The sequence below is a fragment of the Niastella yeongjuensis genome, assembly GCF_900110245.1.
Classification (GTDB): domain Bacteria; phylum Bacteroidota; class Bacteroidia; order Chitinophagales; family Chitinophagaceae; genus Niastella; species Niastella yeongjuensis.
This window is the reverse complement of record NZ_FOCZ01000016.1, coordinates 152,613-168,458: the sequence shown is the minus strand read 5'-3', so window position 1 is coordinate 168,458 and position 15,846 is coordinate 152,613. Positions and strand designations below refer to the sequence as shown.

Genomic DNA, 15,846 nt, shown 5'->3' with positions numbered 1-15,846 from the left:
AAAAAATAGCTTTTGTTAATAGACGGTTAAAGAAATAAACTGGTACTAGAGGGAAATTAGAAAAAAACGGGAGTTAACAATTTGGTCATATTGTGAGTAGTGAGTAGTGAGTAGTGAGTAGTGAGTGGGCTCCCGACATTCGGGAATTCTGTCCTATCTTGCGCCGCCCGAAATTCTCTGCCTTCTGCCTTCTGCCTTCTGCCTTCTGCCTTCTGCCTTCTGCCTTCTGCCTTCTGCCTTCTGCCTTCTGCCTAAAAGAAGATCTGCACCTGCCGCAACATTTTAACTATCCGTTGTCCGGCGGTGTGCAATTGGTTCTTTACGGTTTGTTCACTCAGCTGCAGTTCTGAAGCGATCTCTTTAACAGAAAGCTGTTCTTCATTTTTCATGGAGTAAATGCGGCGCATTTGTCCGGGAAGTTTGTTGGTAGCGTTTTTCCAGAGGTGATAGACCTGCTTGTATTGGTACTGTTCGTCAGGTTGCGGTCGTTCTTCGGTGTGTTCGGGCATTTCTGCGGTTAACGTGTATCTTTTCCTTTTAGAAGCCCGCTGGTGATCGCAGATACAGTGTTGAACGATGGTATATAGATAATTGCGGAAAGAAGTATGAATAACGATACTCTGACGTTTATTCCACAGGCGTATAAAAACTTCCTGTAGCACGTCATCAGCCTCTTCTGATCCGTTCAGGCGCATTTTTACATACGTGTGAATGGGTTCAGCAAAGCGGTTAAATAGTTCATCAAAAGCAATACGGTCCCCTTTTCTCAATTGCAGTAACAACTCGGCGTCGTCGGGAACAATTGGTTGAAAATTCATATGGCGCAAACTTACCAACCAAATATAAGCTCATAAAGGAAGTTGTTTTACCAAATGTTTAAGTTTTTTTAAGCTGCACAAGTTTCAAAATGTTGTGCAAACGATTGCATGGTTATTTTTTACATTGTATAACCTGCAAAAAGCGGCAAAGCGAAAGAAACTGTGCCAGTTCGAAACAAAAAGAGACCGTCCACTGCGGCGGACGGTCTCCCTGATTATTTAAGATAAATCTATTATTGTTTCAGCATTCTAAACTCGCCTGTGGTATCGCCTTTATCAACCTTTATAATGTACACACCTTTGGGCAATGATTGCAGGTCATTAAAATATTGCACATTGGTACCGGCCTTCACATAAGTGGTTTTGCGCCACACCAGTTTACCATCACTGTTGAATACCCGCAGATTAGCCGGTTCATCAGTAGTGCTTTGAATAGAGATCACTACATGATCCGTGAATGGATTGGGGGTAGCATTTATTTGTATACCTGAGCCATTTGTACGAATGATAAGAACACCGCTGTAAGTGTATTGACCGTTCAGGTCAATCATTTTCAACCGGTAATAATTCACGCCATCGGCAGGGAACACATCTTCGAACGAATAGGACTGGGCGAACGCACCGGAAGTAATACCGGCCACATCACCCAGTGGTGAAAAATGAGCACCATCGGCGCTGCGTTCCACTGAAAAATGAGAGAAGTCGGCAACGTTTTCAACTGTCCAGCTTAAATAAGTTTTGTTGTTTTTATATATGCCGCTCCATTGGGTAAGGGTAACAGGCAGGGTACCACATGGGGTAGCTGGTGAACCGGTATTCGTTAAAGCAGAGCCACCGGTCACTACTGATTTAACACCATCCGAGCCGGCTGTTGAACCATACGGGTCATTCACCGGATCGCCGGTTGCAGTTGCCCGGGTACGACCGCTCGCAGCACCAGTAACAGTGATAGAACCAGTGGGGATGATATTGGTTAACACGTAACCACCACCGCCGCCGCCGCCAGGGCCATGGGCAAAGTAAGCAGACATATCGCCGCCCTTTCCACCATTCGCAGAAGCTTTGATAGTATGCGTGCCGACTATTTTGGGGTCATTGGCCAATACTATTATAGAACCACCAGCACCGCCGCCACCGGCCGCGTCTGTTATACCAGTCACATTCTGATCGAGCGCTGCTGCACCATTGGCCGATATAGTACCGCTGCCACTGAAAAATTTGGCACGGATCAGCACGATACCACCGCCACAACCACCACTGGAGATATAGTCGGTAGAACCGGCTGTGCTGTTGTTACCAGTGCCGGCGCCGCCGCCGCCGCCCATCACAAACCTGTCTTTCGAGCGCTGGGCAAAGGCCTTTCCGCCAAAGCCGCCATAGGGGTAATTAGTTTTATCATGGTCGCCGCCATCCCAGCCGCTGCCGCCCATTCCACCATCACCGCCATTGGCACCACCACCACCGCCAGGATTGTACTGATTGCTGGTAGGATCTCCATCGGTACCACCGCCGCCGGCATTACCAGGTGCACCACGGCCCATAGAGCCGCCAATATAACCTTCAACAGTATTTGTGGTAGCATTGGTAGCCCCCATAGGCAACACAAAGGCAGGGGTTCCGGCAATACCTTCGCCTTTTGCACCACCCGTTGTATTGCGGTTATTAGTTACGGTTGAATTAAATCGGTAATCAGTGTTTTCGAGATCAACCTGGCCACCACCGGTAGCATTGTTAGTACTACTGCCATTGGTTGTACCTTTAAAATATTTACCACCACCACCTCTGAAACCTTTACCATCTACAGCTATAGCTCCATTAATGGTAAGGGTATTGTTCACATTTAATACAACCACGCCGCCCGTACTACCATTCCATGCCGGCGCAGTAATTGAACCGCCACTGGCGATATTTAAATCATAATCACGTGGAACTCTGATCACCTGAAAAGTCTCGATGCCTTGAGTAGTTGTATACGCTGAGGTATTATAAGTACGTAACAGCGGATAAGTAAGGGTAATCGAGTTGGTGCCATTGTAGCTTGCTACCAGGTTATACTCATAGTACCCGGCTACCAGGCTGGCGTTGTTTGTATAACCACTGCCCGGGTCACCATTGTTATTATCACCATACCTGCTGCTGTTGGTAGTAGTAAACTGAGCGCCCTGCATTTGAATGATCAATACCATGTCGCCGCTGGCAAGGCCGGCAGCAGCACTTCTGTTATCCTTTGCATTTACAGGTACTGTTTTGGAGCCTGAATTGGCATCAGCCCTTCCTGCATAATAAGAGTTAACAACAATGTCTGCTGATGAAATAGTGGTTAAACCGGAGGTTGGTGCGGTACCACATTGACTGAATGACTCTAAGTGCGATAGGGACATGCACAGGCATAGCATTGATGCCAGGGCACGAATGATTTGTTTTTTCACGATCTACTGGGGTTTGGTTGGGATCACAAAGGTGCAAAGATATCTTTTAACGTAATACTTAAGTATTAAATTACACTAAATAATTACCCTTAGCCTAAAGTTTACCCAAATACCCTTGAATTTGAGTGACAATCATATTTGCATTATATTATATCTTATAACGAAGATGATCAGGATCAACAATATTTTGTTGTCTGAAAGACATTTAACAAGCCAGAGGCCTGTTTGGCAATATCCAAACAGGCCCCCACACACTAAATAAATTAAAATTAATTAGAATACATGCTCATTCACCGTTTCCACTGCTTTGGGAAAGGCAGCATTGGCCAGATCAGGAATGGCCGTTCCCTCCACCCGGAAGGTGGTGATATCGTTCAACCCGATAAATGACAGAATAAACCGCAAAAATGGTTCTGCAAAATCATAAGGTTTCATCGGCCCTTCTGAATAAATACCACCGGTTGCCATGGCCAGGTATACCTTCTTATTAACCACCATTCCCTGGGGGGCTCCATTTTCATATTTGAAAGTGATGTTGTGACGCACAATATTATCAATCCAGGATTTTAAAGAAGAAGGAATGTTAAAATTATACAAAGGCACCCCAATCACCACAAAATCGGCTTCCTTCAAATCCTGTATAGCCTGGTCAGAATAACTAACCAGCTTTTTATGGTCGTCTGTACGTTGTTCTGCCGGAGTATAAAAGGCAGCCACCTGATCTTCAAATAAATGCGGCAGGGGATTCGCCGTCAGGTCATGCGTTTTTACCTGGCTGTCGGGATAAGCTGCTAACAATTTGTCAATAATAGCGTTTGACAATTTAATGCTGTACGAGTTGTTTCCTTTTGCACTCGACACGATGTTCAATATCTTTTTCATCTTTATCAATTTTAGTTATTGCCTGAGTTTGTTACTGTGTTTTTGTTTTCACAACAAAGCTATGTACCTTTGCTATACATTCGTAAGTACTATACGCATGTATAGCACTTACTGAGGATATAGCTCTATACGCAGGTATAGCACTATACCTGGATATAGCAACACAATAAAAAGCAATAACATGGCAAAAAAAGAAGCACACGAATACCACAAATGCCTGGGTTTGATATTGCCGGTATCAGATGCCATCAGCGTACTGAGTGGCAAATGGAAATTACCTATCATTATCTCATTACAGTTTGGCAATAAAAGGTTTAGTGAAATAGCCAAAGACATTCCTAAAATAACAGACCGCATGCTGTCAAAAGAACTACGCGATCTGGAAATGAATAAACTTATAACCCGGACCGTATATGATTCTGTTCCCGTTGTAGTGGAATATTCGCTCACGGAATATGGCGAATCGCTGGATAATCTGATATCGGAGTTATACAAATGGGGTACCAAACACCGTAAAAAAGTGATGGCAAAGGATTAATATGGCAAAACAAACAACAGTGCAACCAGTAGTTCGTAAATCAGGGTTCGAATTCTTACAGACATTAAAAAAGAACAATCACCGCGATTGGTTCAATACCCACAAAGACCGGTATCAACAGGAACTGGAGCAGGTAGAGCTTTTTGCAGAAGCATTGCTGCGGGAATTGAATAAACATGATGAAATAGAAACGCCATCCGGCAAAAAAAGCCTGCATCGTATCTATCGCGACATTCGCTTTTCAAACGATAAAACACCGTATAAAACAAACTGGAGCGGAAATTTTAAACGCGCTACCAAATTTCGCCGGGGTGGTTATTATTTTCACCTGGAACCGGGCAATAGTTATCTCACCGGCGGTTTCTGGGCACCCAATGCGCCAGACCTGAAACGCATTCGTGATGAAATTGCCTTTGATGCCGCTGCGTTAAGAAAGATCCTGAAAAGTAAATCATTCACCACCACCTTCGGCATGCTGAAAGGCGAGCAGGTAAAAACATCGCCCAAAGGTTTCGACGCCAGTCACGAAGCCATTGACCTGTTACGCTATAAACAATTCCTGTTGACCAGACAGTTTACCGATAAGGAAGTATTGAGCGATCAGTTTCTTACAACAGCCAGTACCACCTTCAAAAACATGCGCCCTTTCTTTGATTACATGAGCGAGGTGCTCACTACCGACACCAACGGCCTGGAAATTTAACGGGGATATATGTATTTGTGATACCATATGCGCCATTCAGGATTAAACAGGATGCCACATCGATGGTTTTTCTTACCTTGTTTATCCTAAAACTAAAAATGGCCTGCCAATGAAAAAGGATCTGCTTATTGCCGGCTGGTGCATCCTGTTAAGTACATGGGGTGCAACTGGTCAGGTTACCCTGCAACACCTGCTCACTGAAAACCTCGTAAATCCCCTTGGAATAAATGTAGCAGCACCGCGTTTTAGCTGGCAGCTTACAGCCGCTCAGCGCAACGTGCAACAAGCTGCCTGGGAAATAAAACTAACAGCAGGTAAAACCGCTGTATGGAACAGTGGCAAGGTCAATTCCGCACAATCAGTACAGGTACCGTATGCCGGTAATCCACTGCAACCAGCCACCAAATACAGCTGGCAGGTGCGTGTTTGGGACACCGCTGGTAAAGTAACTCCCTGGAGCGCACCAGCTACCTTTCAAACGGCATTATCATCACCGGCCGACTGGAAAGCCCAGTGGATCATCCCCGGGTTCACCGAAGAAAGTGATCGCCCGGCTGTCCTGTACCGCAAAACATTCACACTCCCTAAAAAGATACGTACAGCCACGGCTTACATCACCGCACATGGGCTGTACGAAGCCCAGATAAACGGGCAGCGGGTAGGGGATGCCTACCTTACCCCCGGCTGGACAAGCTACAACAAACGCCTGCAATACCAGGTATATGATGTTACCTCCTTATTGGTAACTGGCGCCAATGCCATGGGCGTTACTGTGGGCAATGGCTGGTACCGCGGTTACCTGGCCTGGGGCGGTAACAAAAACTCCTATGGCAGCGATGCCGGCTTACTGGTACAAATCGCCATCACCTTTACCGACGGTTCTACCCAAAATTTAATAACAGACGGTACCTGGAAATCTTCCACCGGCCCCATTCGTTATGATGAAATTTACCATGGCGAAACAGTAGATACCCGTGCAGAAAAAAGCGGCTGGACGAATGCCGGCTTCAACGATACAGACTGGAGCCAAACACAAACCAGTGATTTTTCAAAAGACGTGCTGGTAACCACATATAATGAACCGGTAAAAAAGCACGAAACTTTCAAACCCATAAAAGTGCTCACCACTCCCAATGGAAAAACCGTACTTGATTTTGGCCAGAACCTGGTTGGCTGGGTAATGGTAAAAGCAAAAGGCAATAGCGGCGACTCCATTGTAATAAAGCATGCAGAAGTGCTGGATAAATATGGTAATTTCTATACCGAAAACCTGCGCGTAGCCAAAGCAACGGCCACGTATATCCTGGATGGGAAAGAAGAAAGAACGCTGGAACCGCATTTTTCCTGGTTTGGCTTCCGGTATATTCAGGTGGAAGGATATCCCGGAGAAATAAACCCGGATAATTTCACCGCAGTGGCCCTGTACTCAGATATGCAACCCACCGGTACCTTCACCTGTTCTCAGCCCTTGCTCAATCAGTTACAACATAATATTCAATGGGGACAACGCGGCAATTTCCTCGATGTGCCAACCGATTGCCCGCAACGTGATGAACGCCTCGGCTGGACGGGCGACGCACAGGCTTTCTCCCGTACCGCTTCGTTTAACTTTGGCGTCAATAATTTCTTTGCCAAATGGCTGCACGATGTAACAGCCGATCAAAGAGCCGATGGCGCCGTGCCACATGTAATACCCAATGTATTAGGCCCCAATTCCAGCGCATCAACCGGCTGGGCCGATGTATGCACCATTGCGCCCTGGAACATGTACCTGGCCTATGGCGATAAACGAATACTGGAAGAACAGTACAGCAGCATGAAAGCCTGGGTAGGTTATATGCAGGCCCAAAGCAAGAATGACCTGTGGCAAACCGGTTTCCATTTTGGTGACTGGCTTTTTTACCGGCCTTTTGACGACAATGATGGCAAAGCCGCCGTTACCGACAAATATTTAATTGCCCAGTGTTTCTATGCTCACTCAACCCAACTGCTGATCAATGCCGCCAAACAATTAGGCAAAACCGAAGACGTAACCACCTACGGGGAGCTGTTACAAAAAGTAAAAGCAGCATTTGTAAATGAATACCTCACGCCCAATGGACGCCTGGTTTCACCCACCCAAACGGCATACGTACTGGCCCTGCAGTTCGATATGTTACCGGAAGCCCTGCGTGCACAGGCAGCAGCCAGGCTGGTACAAAATATTAAGGATTATAGAAACCATTTAACGACCGGTTTCCTGGGAACACCTTACCTGTGCCATGTATTAAGCCGTTTTGGATATACTGACATGGCCTATACCTTACTGTTACAGGAAACTTACCCATCGTGGCTGTACCCCGTTAAAATGGGCGCTACCACCATTTGGGAACGTTGGGACGGACAAAAACCCGACAGCACCTTTCAAACCCCGGGCATGAACTCCTTTAACCATTACGCATATGGCGCTATTGGCGACTGGATGTACCGTGTTATCGCCGGTTTGGATACATATGAAGACGGTCCCGGTTACAAACACATAAAAATACAGCCACACCCCGGTGGTGGATTAACCAATGCTGCGGCTACGTTACAAACTTATTATGGAACGGTAAGCAGCGGCTGGTCAACCAATGGCAACGAATTAACGGTTGATGTAGAAGTGCCGGCCAATACCACCGCAGCTATTTATTTGCCCGCCTCCCCAGAAAGTACCATTACCGAAAGCGGTATAGCCTTGTCGGCCCAGAAAGACCTACAGGTAGCCACTTCAGATGATCAATATGTAATGGTAAAAGCAGGTTCAGGAAAGTATCATTTTGTGATCAGCGGGGCGCATTAGGGATATCAGTTCCACATCAACTTTCATCAATTTATAAAAACTCCCATTCAGGGTTACCGATTACCGGTTATCCAGAATGGGAGTTTTCACTTTTTACCCCTCAAATGGCCTCAATAATCTTAAATCTAACATCTATCCTTCATTCATCTTCCATTCATCCTCCATTGTTCCTCCATTCATCTTCCATTACAGCATGGAAGATGAATGAAAATAGAACGCAGAATCTATGGTTATATGACGAATATTAGTTATATTCATTTAATACTAATCAACCATGATCGTAAAAGGCAATCCGCTCCTGGAAGGTGTTTCCGGGAAAATGAAAAACCTGGTGGTAAAGCAATACCAGGGTCAGACTTTATTAACGGCTGTTCCTGATATGAGCAAAAGGAAGCTCACAGAAAAACAACTGGAAGCGAATGAGAAAATGAGAATGGCTATTATATGTGCCAAGGGCATTACGGAGGATCCGCGGCAAAAGCAACGGGCCTGCGAGTTGCTGCAGGTTACGCCTAATAAAGTCTTTCGCGCTATTGTAAAACACTTTATGCTTAACAATGGATTTGGCGGCATCTTTGAGCAAACCAACCAGGAAATAGCCGACAGAAAAACACTGGCTACTTTACAAACAATAATAACCAGTATCACCCCAGATGCCGGGATAATGCTCTACGGCAATCGCGCAAAAGGCGCCTACAACCCACAAAGCGACTGGGACATGCTCATTCTTACCAATAATGATTATTCCAATACACTTAAATGGGAATTACAGGAGAAATTGTTTGCAGTGACCCTACAGCAGGGCACACGCGTAAACATCTTATTGGCGCAAAAAGCCAAATGGTATACCGAAAAGGAGTACGAGCCATTTAGAAAAAGAATAGAAGCAGAATTGTTACCGGTCAATGAATTTTGATCAGGATTCTTTCGTTATCCGGTCCATTTCTTTTAACACGGTGGGCAGCCTGAACTCACCGTGCATACTCTTTATATGTTCAGCCGCCACAGGCAGGTCAGTACCAATTGCGGTTACATATAATGGTTTGGCACTGTCGCCACGCAGAACCTGAATTACATGCTGTTCATTTTGATGAAAGTTGGTTTTCGCAACACCTATTACCGGTACCTGCGATTGAATGCTTTCATATACATATGCCCCCAAGCCGGGTTTGCCGGAATCGTCCAACACCACAAAACCATCGATGATTATATAGTTCAGGCTGTGCAGATCTACCGATTTAAAGATCTCCAGAATACAGGGAAGTTCCCGCTTATAAAACGAACCGGGAACATATTCCTCCACAGCATCAATATATTTGATTATATGCTGCTGTGCAACGGCATCATCCCAATTTTGAAGCAACGCACCTACTGCCTTAGCGGTGGTTTCCTTATAATGAACATCGATTGCGAGGATCATAATTGTTTTCTGTAGCTACAAATTTACTATCTCCCTTCAACCCGTTCAAGTCCCCGGGCTATTCCAGACCTGATCATATTCCCAAAGCCGTCGTTGGGAAGAAAATCAACAAAAGATAAAGCAAGTTGATAATTTATTTTAGCATTCCCAAAATCGTCCAGATCCTCATAACATTTTGCAACATTCAAATACAGAGAAGCCAGGCTGGCCTTGATGCCTTCCTCTTCGATTTTTAAGGCATGGGACAGCGCTTTTAGATCCCACAATAATTTATTCCACACACTTTTCTGATGACGGGCCACATAATGCGCGGCCGTAAACCGTTCAAAATCCGTTGCCGCAATGGCCCAGGCTTCATTAAACAGCCGGGCAGCTTCTTCGGGCTGGCCTTTTCCTTCCTGTTCCATTCCCTGGGCGCACAATTGCACTACCTTGTTTTCTGGGTTGAATTCCATAGGCGGGCAATATACAATCAAATAATCCGTTACAAATCAGCCATAAGCTAGATTTTTGATGATTTGATAAAATCTTTATATTCGTCTCAAGAATAATAGTGCCGATGAGATTAAGAACTCTGTTTTTGTTAGCGATTGCCACCTTTGCTGCCAGCCAATCTACGTTTAGCCAACAAGGCCGTAGCAGCCAGTTTCTATTTATCGACTCCCTTCTTGCAAAAGACAGTTACCAGGTTGAAGTCTTAAGCTTCGACAGGAAAGTCCGGTCAGTACAGTCAACCGGATCGGTAAAAGTTAACCGCCAGTCGAATGTGATCACGTTTACCACAACCGATAACAACCTGAAATTTATCGAGTCCCTGAAAATTGATTGTCAAAATGAAACAGTAATGTTCAGGAACGACACGGTGCCCTATTTTGATGAAATGATTATGCCGGCGACCAGCCTGTTGGGCAATTTAAGGGGGTATACCTGGTTGAAGACCTCCTCAGGAGAAGACGAAAACGGGGTGATAATAATAGATAAACAAACCAGTAATTCAATTCAGGTAGATCTTGCAAAAGATAAAAACACCGATAAGATCCTGTTACACATAAATTGTAAAGCAGTAAGACCCAGAGCACAGTATAACATTGCCTGCAATTTAAACTGACCGCTGAAAACACCTCCTTCTGCGTTATTTATTCCACTCATGCAACCTGCAGAGGTGTATTTTCGACAATTAAAGAACAGGCCGGTTCAATTAACCTCAGATTAAAATTTATTTTTTTTAGGTGCGGCTGTCAGATATTCTAAAATTGTTATTTAAATTAGAATTCTGAAAACGTTTACAAACAAAACGATTGCTTTTGAGTACTTCACAAAAACAACCTGCCAGCTTAAAATCGGTCGCCAAAATGGCGGGTGTATCCATTGCTACTGTTTCGAGAGTTTTGAACGGAGACCCGGTTGTAAAACCAGAGACCAAACTGGCAGTGGAAAAGGCCATTAAGACCTCCGGCTATCATCCCAACCGTGTTGCCCAGCGTTTACGTTCCTCCTACAAATCGGGAAGGCTTATAGGCCTGGTAATACCAGACATTCGCAACCCCTATTATATAGATGTGATCCGTGGCATTGAAGAATCTGCCTATGCCAATGGCTCGGCTGTTCTGATCGGCAACTTTTCACAGGACCCCGAGAAGGAAAAAATGTACATCAACATTTTAAAATCCGAGTCGGTCGATGGTTTTATAATTGCGCCGCATCATGGGCACGACAAATACGTCGAAGACCTGATTGAGCAAACCCATGCAGTGGTTTGCATAGATCGCGGGCTTGCAAATTGCAGTACCGATGTAGTAAAATCCGACAATGAACGGGGCGCATTTAATGCGGTGGAACACCTTATTAAACTGGGGCATAAACGCATTGCCCACATCACCGGTAATTTGTCGATCCCTACTACCCATGAACGCATTGCGGGGTACGTAGCCGCCTTGCGTAAATACGATTTACCTGTAGATGATACACTTATCCGCGGACGCGCTTCCGATTTCCAAAGTGGAATAGATATTACGGCAGAACTGCTCGATCTGCCTGAACCACCCGAAGCCATCTTTACCGCCAATAACCTGCTTACGCTGGGTTCGTTGGAAAAGATCCATGAACGGGGCGTGCGCATTCCCGACGAAATAGCCATCGTGGGTTTCGACGATATGTACTGGGCAGCCTCCCTTAATCCGGCGCTTACTGCCGTTCGACAACACGGTTTTGAGATCGGTAAAAGGGCCATAGAGCTGTTGTACCAGCGAATTGAAGACCCCGCACGGCCGGCCGCCAACATAATTATCAATACCGATCTGATGGTACGGCGATCGTGTGGCTTTAAACCGGGTACTTTGTAGTACCCCTTTATTTTTCAATAAAAATGTAAACGTTTACACCTTAATATATTCTTATCCAGCCATATCCACTCCCTTACAGTAGAAAGCTCTTATACACCTGAATAGTTCGAAACTCAGCTTTACTTCAAAAAACGAATGCAGTATGAAAAGACGACGTTTAGTTAACTATCTATGCGCCATTATCAGTTTGCTATGCTGTTTAAAGGTACATGCCCAGCAAATAACCGTCACCGGAAAGGTAACCGACCAGACAAATGGTAACCCGCTGGCGGGCGCTTCCGTTAACATTTTTCTCAAAAAACAACAAAGATTTTGATCCCGAAAGTGAGGGTATAGTTGACCAGCCGTTGAATAAACTGTTTGTCGGCGGATTAAATCTTACTTTCTAAAAAACGATTAAATGTCAAGAACAATGAAACAACACATAAAAATATTGATACCGGTAGCACTGGGCATTTCGGTTATAACAGCTTGTAATAAAAAACTGGAGGAATACAATCCGAGCGGCGCTACTATTGAATCGTTATTCAATACCCCCGAAGGATTTGAAGCGGGGGTAAATGGGATCTACTCGCACAATCGGTTACTATACGGAAAAGAAGAAGGTTATTCATTTATGGAAGCCGGTACCGACATCTGGACGAATGCAGCCAACAACGGCGGCAAAACAGTGAACGGCATCAACTCCACCACACCGCTTACCACCTATCAGGGAATTGTATCAGATAACAACAATCTCAACAATAACCTGTGGATTCCCTGCTACCAGGGCATCAATGAATGTAATACGGCATTGTCAAAAGAGGAAACAGCTAAATTGACACCCGACCGCCAGAAAACGCTGGATGGTGAAATACACTTTTTACGGGCCTGGTACTACTGGCACCTGGTTGAAACATTTGGTCCCATTCCTACGCCTACCGAGCCCATGACAACTTTTCAAACCACTGCATCGCGCACACCCGTAAACGAAGTGTATGATCTGATCTTTGCAGACCTGAAAACAGCCATGAGCGAGTTGACAGAGAAAGCCACCGATTATGGCCGGGTAACACTGCCAGTTGTTGAAGCATTCTACGCCCGCCTGTCGCTTACCCGCGGTAACTGGCAGGAAGCCAGCAATTATGCCAATAAAGTAATCACCGGGTATAAATATTCGCTGGTAGGTAAATATGCCGATCTGTGGGATATAACAAAAGAAAAGAACAGTGAAGTGGTGTGGCCACTGAACTATGCATCCACCTACACACTCAATGGAGGTGGCGCCAACGAAGGCCATATGATGTTCCTGATGGATTACATCTCCTTACCCGGCATGAAAACAGACGTAGCAAATGATTTGCCCGGTACCCGCTGGATGCCAACATTGTTCTTATTGAACCTGTTTAATGAAAACGACGATGCCCGTTTTGCCGGTTCCTTTAAACAAACATGGATTGCGAATAATTCAGCCACCCTGCCTAAATGGGACTCTCTGGATGCGGTTCAAAACCCGGCCTTACTGCCATTGGTAGGTAAACCAAAATTCAATGTAGGCGACACCGCCGTATTTTGCTCCAAATACCCAATCGACGATTTTCAACAGAAGTATTCCACTGCCTACCGGTATAAAACATATGACATAAACGATATGTACAACGTAAGTACCGGTGTACCTAAGGACAGGTTCCATTATATTTCGCTCACCAAGTTCAACGATCCTACCCGCGCATCTGAAAAAGAAACCAACAGCGCCCGGGATGTATTCATGATCCGCCTGGCCGAAATGTATATGATAGCCGGGGAGGCACAATTCAGAATGGGCAAGCTGGATTCGGCCGCTACCTTCATAAACGCAGTAAGAAAAAGAGCAGCCAAAACCGGTCATGAAGCTGCAATGACCGTACAGGCATCAGACATAACACTGGATTTTATTCTCGATGAAAGAGCCCGCGAATTTGCCGGTGAACAATTAAGATGGTTCGATTTAAAAAGAACCAATACTTTAATTTCAAGAGTGCAACTACATAACCCCGATGCATCGTCTTATATACAAGGTTACAGCGTATTAAGACCAATTCCATTGGCACAGATCAATGCAGTAACGAATAAAGGAGAGTTTTTACAGAATGAGGGGTATTAAAAAACAGCGGAAGTGAAAGATTGTATAATTAAAAGCGTCAAAACAACACAAAATCTCATAAAAATCTCACTAATATGAAAAAAAACCTTCGGGTTTCTGTTCTGGCACTGGCTTGTATAGGTTTTAGCACCGCTACACATGCACAATATCCTACAATTCCAAAATCAGTGGAAGATTCTGCCGACCAGGTAATGGCAGCAGTAAAGAAAAAATCTGATGAAGCATTTGCAAAAGCCTTACCTATTATAGAGGCAGATGCCAAAAAAGGAAAGCCCTATGTTCCCTGGGCTTCCAAACCAGAAGACCTGCCCCAGGCAAAGATCCCCTGTTTCCCCGGTGCTGAAGGCGGTGGTGCCTTCTCCTTTGGCGGCAGAGGTGGTAAAGTGATTGTAGTAACCAATCTGAACGACAGTGGTCCCGGTTCATTCCGCGATGCCTGCGAACAGGGTGGTGCCCGTATAATAGTATTTAACGTATCAGGTATTATACATTTGACAACTCCGGTAAGCATTCGTGCTCCTTATATTACCATTGCCGGACAAACAGCTCCCGGCGATGGTGTTTGTATTGCCGGTGAGTCAGTATGGATCGATACGCACGACGTTGTAGTACGCTTTATGCGTTTCCGCCGCGGTGCCACTGAGGTTACCCGCCGCGACGATGCATTGGGTGGCAACGGTGTAGGCAATATCGTGTTCGACCACGTATCTGCCAGCTGGGGTCTTGATGAGAACATGAGTATGTACCGTCACGTGTACGACAAAGGCGATGGTTCAAAACCAGAGAAATTACCAACAGTGAACATTACTATGTCGAACTGTATTTTCTCTGAAGCACTCGATACGTATAACCATGCGTTCGGCAGTACCATTGGCGGTCACAACAGCGCATTCGTGCGTAACCTGTGGTCGAGCAACATCAGCCGCAGCCCGTCAGTTGGTATGGATGGTGATTTCAACTTCGCCAACAACGTAGTATACAACTGGTGGAACCGCAGCGCAGATGGCGGCGATCACAAATCGTTGTTCAACTTCATCAACAACTATTACAAACCAGGTCCTATTACCCCATTGGACCAACCGATCGGACATCGTATTCTGAAACCAGAAGCCGGCCGTGATAAAGAACATGCCAATGTTTTTGGTAAGGCGTATGTAAACGGTAATATAGTGGAAGGCAACGATGCCGTAACCAAAGACAACTGGGCAGGCGGCGTACAGGTACGTGAACTGGGCGATTGTGGTGAATTCACTTCACAGATCCGGGTCGACAAGCCATTCCCCATGCCAAAGATCACCATTATGCCCGCTAAGGACGCCTACACGTATGTGTTGGAACACGTGGGTGCTACTTTGCCCAACCGAGATGCCGTTGACGCGCGTATCGTAAAACAGGTGAAAGAAAATAAGATCTATTATACAGAAGGTGGTATTTTAACTCACCCCGGTGAAAAATATGTACACCAGCGTTTACCGGTAGATTCGTACAAAAAAGGTATCATTACCGACCCCAGCCAGGTAGGTGGTTATCCTGAATACAAAGGAACGCCTTATAAAGACAGTGATAACGATGGTATGCCTGATGCCTGGGAAACTGCACACAAACTGAATCCCAAAGATGCAGCGGATGCAGTAAAAGACCGTGATGGTGATGGTTATACCAACATTGAAGAGTTCCTCAACAGTGTGGTAAAAGACAAAATGTAGTTTAGTGTTCTAAGTCTCTCATAAGCAATCGTCAAGGCCATCCTAAGAAGCAGGGTGGCCTTCTT

At 45.3% G+C, this 15,846-nt stretch carries 14 protein-coding genes; 9 read left to right on the top strand and 5 right to left on the bottom strand.

Going from position 1 to position 15,846, the window contains the following annotated elements:
- Positions 1-251: 251 nt before the first annotated feature.
- The 3 genes from BMX95_RS29770 to BMX95_RS29760 form a co-directional block, all read right to left on the bottom strand.
- Positions 252-818 (bottom strand): RNA polymerase sigma factor, encoded by a 567-nt coding sequence (locus BMX95_RS29770; RefSeq protein ID WP_133053993.1) that lies wholly within the window; start codon positions 816-818, stop codon positions 252-254.
- Between the two features lie 233 nt (positions 819-1,051).
- Positions 1,052-3,247 carry a T9SS type A sorting domain-containing protein gene (locus BMX95_RS29765; RefSeq protein WP_081202810.1) on the bottom strand — a complete coding sequence of 732 codons (2,196 nt, stop codon included), beginning with the start codon at positions 3,245-3,247 and terminating at the stop codon, positions 1,052-1,054.
- A gap of 273 nt (positions 3,248-3,520) precedes the next feature.
- The gene (locus BMX95_RS29760; RefSeq protein ID WP_081202811.1) at positions 3,521-4,129 is read right to left on the bottom strand and encodes an FMN-dependent NADH-azoreductase; all 609 of its coding nucleotides are present in this window, start codon (positions 4,127-4,129) and stop codon (positions 3,521-3,523) included.
- Positions 4,130-4,310: 181 nt separating this feature from the next.
- Between BMX95_RS29760 and BMX95_RS29755 the strand changes: the two genes are divergently transcribed.
- From BMX95_RS29755 to BMX95_RS29740, 4 genes are all read left to right on the top strand, one after another.
- Entirely contained in the window at positions 4,311-4,667 is a 357-nt protein-coding gene (locus BMX95_RS29755; protein WP_081202812.1) for a winged helix-turn-helix transcriptional regulator, read from the top strand.
- 1 nt (position 4,668) lies between these two features.
- The gene (locus BMX95_RS29750; RefSeq protein WP_081202813.1) at positions 4,669-5,370 is read left to right on the top strand and encodes a DUF2461 domain-containing protein; all 702 of its coding nucleotides are present in this window, start codon (positions 4,669-4,671) and stop codon (positions 5,368-5,370) included.
- A gap of 109 nt (positions 5,371-5,479) precedes the next feature.
- Entirely contained in the window at positions 5,480-8,191 is a 2,712-nt protein-coding gene (locus tag BMX95_RS29745; RefSeq protein WP_081202814.1) for an alpha-L-rhamnosidase, read from the top strand.
- Between the two features lie 274 nt (positions 8,192-8,465).
- Positions 8,466-9,107: a nucleotidyltransferase domain-containing protein gene (locus tag BMX95_RS29740; RefSeq protein ID WP_081202815.1), complete on the top strand. Its 642-nt coding sequence runs from the start codon at positions 8,466-8,468 to the stop codon at positions 9,105-9,107.
- Here BMX95_RS29740 and BMX95_RS29735 read toward each other — a convergent pair whose 3' ends face one another.
- A complete protein-coding gene (locus tag BMX95_RS29735; RefSeq protein WP_081202816.1) occupies positions 9,108-9,611 on the bottom strand; it encodes an endonuclease V in 504 nt (167 codons plus the stop codon).
- Between the two features lie 26 nt (positions 9,612-9,637).
- A complete protein-coding gene (locus BMX95_RS29730; protein ID WP_081202817.1) occupies positions 9,638-10,066 on the bottom strand; it encodes an rRNA adenine methyltransferase in 429 nt (142 codons plus the stop codon).
- Between the two features lie 104 nt (positions 10,067-10,170).
- Between BMX95_RS29730 and BMX95_RS29725 the strand changes: the two genes are divergently transcribed.
- From BMX95_RS29725 to BMX95_RS29710, 5 genes are all read left to right on the top strand, one after another.
- Complete coding sequence (locus BMX95_RS29725) at positions 10,171-10,719, top strand: hypothetical protein (protein ID WP_081202818.1); 549 nt, start codon at positions 10,171-10,173, stop codon at positions 10,717-10,719.
- Between the two features lie 196 nt (positions 10,720-10,915).
- Entirely contained in the window at positions 10,916-11,953 is a 1,038-nt protein-coding gene (locus BMX95_RS29720) for a LacI family DNA-binding transcriptional regulator (protein ID WP_081202819.1), read from the top strand.
- Between the two features lie 142 nt (positions 11,954-12,095).
- Positions 12,096-12,269: a hypothetical protein gene (locus BMX95_RS35125; RefSeq protein WP_165759032.1), complete on the top strand. Its 174-nt coding sequence runs from the start codon at positions 12,096-12,098 to the stop codon at positions 12,267-12,269.
- 96 nt (positions 12,270-12,365) lie between these two features.
- On the top strand, positions 12,366-14,075 hold the full coding sequence (locus tag BMX95_RS29715) for a RagB/SusD family nutrient uptake outer membrane protein (RefSeq protein ID WP_081202820.1): 1,710 nt from the start codon (positions 12,366-12,368) through the stop codon (positions 14,073-14,075).
- Positions 14,076-14,149: 74 nt separating this feature from the next.
- Entirely contained in the window at positions 14,150-15,781 is a 1,632-nt protein-coding gene (locus BMX95_RS29710) for a pectate lyase family protein (protein ID WP_081202821.1), read from the top strand.
- Positions 15,782-15,846: the final 65 nt, after the last annotated feature.

What these genes read in the sequence shown, in the direction of transcription:
- BMX95_RS29770 (WP_133053993.1), bottom strand. Translation starts at nt 818, where the DNA reads ATGAATTTTCAACCAATTGTTCCCGACGACGCCGAGTTGTTACTGCAA.
- BMX95_RS29760 (WP_081202811.1), bottom strand. Translation starts at nt 4,129, where the DNA reads ATGAAAAAGATATTGAACATCGTGTCGAGTGCAAAAGGAAACAACTCG.
- BMX95_RS29755 (WP_081202812.1), top strand. Translation starts at nt 4,311, where the DNA reads ATGGCAAAAAAAGAAGCACACGAATACCACAAATGCCTGGGTTTGATA.
- BMX95_RS29750 (WP_081202813.1), top strand. Translation starts at nt 4,669, where the DNA reads ATGGCAAAACAAACAACAGTGCAACCAGTAGTTCGTAAATCAGGGTTC.
- BMX95_RS29745 (WP_081202814.1), top strand. Translation starts at nt 5,480, where the DNA reads ATGAAAAAGGATCTGCTTATTGCCGGCTGGTGCATCCTGTTAAGTACA.
- BMX95_RS29740 (WP_081202815.1), top strand. Translation starts at nt 8,466, where the DNA reads ATGATCGTAAAAGGCAATCCGCTCCTGGAAGGTGTTTCCGGGAAAATG.
- BMX95_RS29735 (WP_081202816.1), bottom strand. Translation starts at nt 9,611, where the DNA reads ATGATCCTCGCAATCGATGTTCATTATAAGGAAACCACCGCTAAGGCA.
- BMX95_RS29730 (WP_081202817.1), bottom strand. Translation starts at nt 10,066, where the DNA reads ATGGAATTCAACCCAGAAAACAAGGTAGTGCAATTGTGCGCCCAGGGA.
- BMX95_RS29725 (WP_081202818.1), top strand. Translation starts at nt 10,171, where the DNA reads ATGAGATTAAGAACTCTGTTTTTGTTAGCGATTGCCACCTTTGCTGCC.
- BMX95_RS35125 (WP_165759032.1), top strand. Translation starts at nt 12,096, where the DNA reads ATGAAAAGACGACGTTTAGTTAACTATCTATGCGCCATTATCAGTTTG.
- BMX95_RS29715 (WP_081202820.1), top strand. Translation starts at nt 12,366, where the DNA reads ATGAAACAACACATAAAAATATTGATACCGGTAGCACTGGGCATTTCG.
- BMX95_RS29710 (WP_081202821.1), top strand. Translation starts at nt 14,150, where the DNA reads ATGAAAAAAAACCTTCGGGTTTCTGTTCTGGCACTGGCTTGTATAGGT.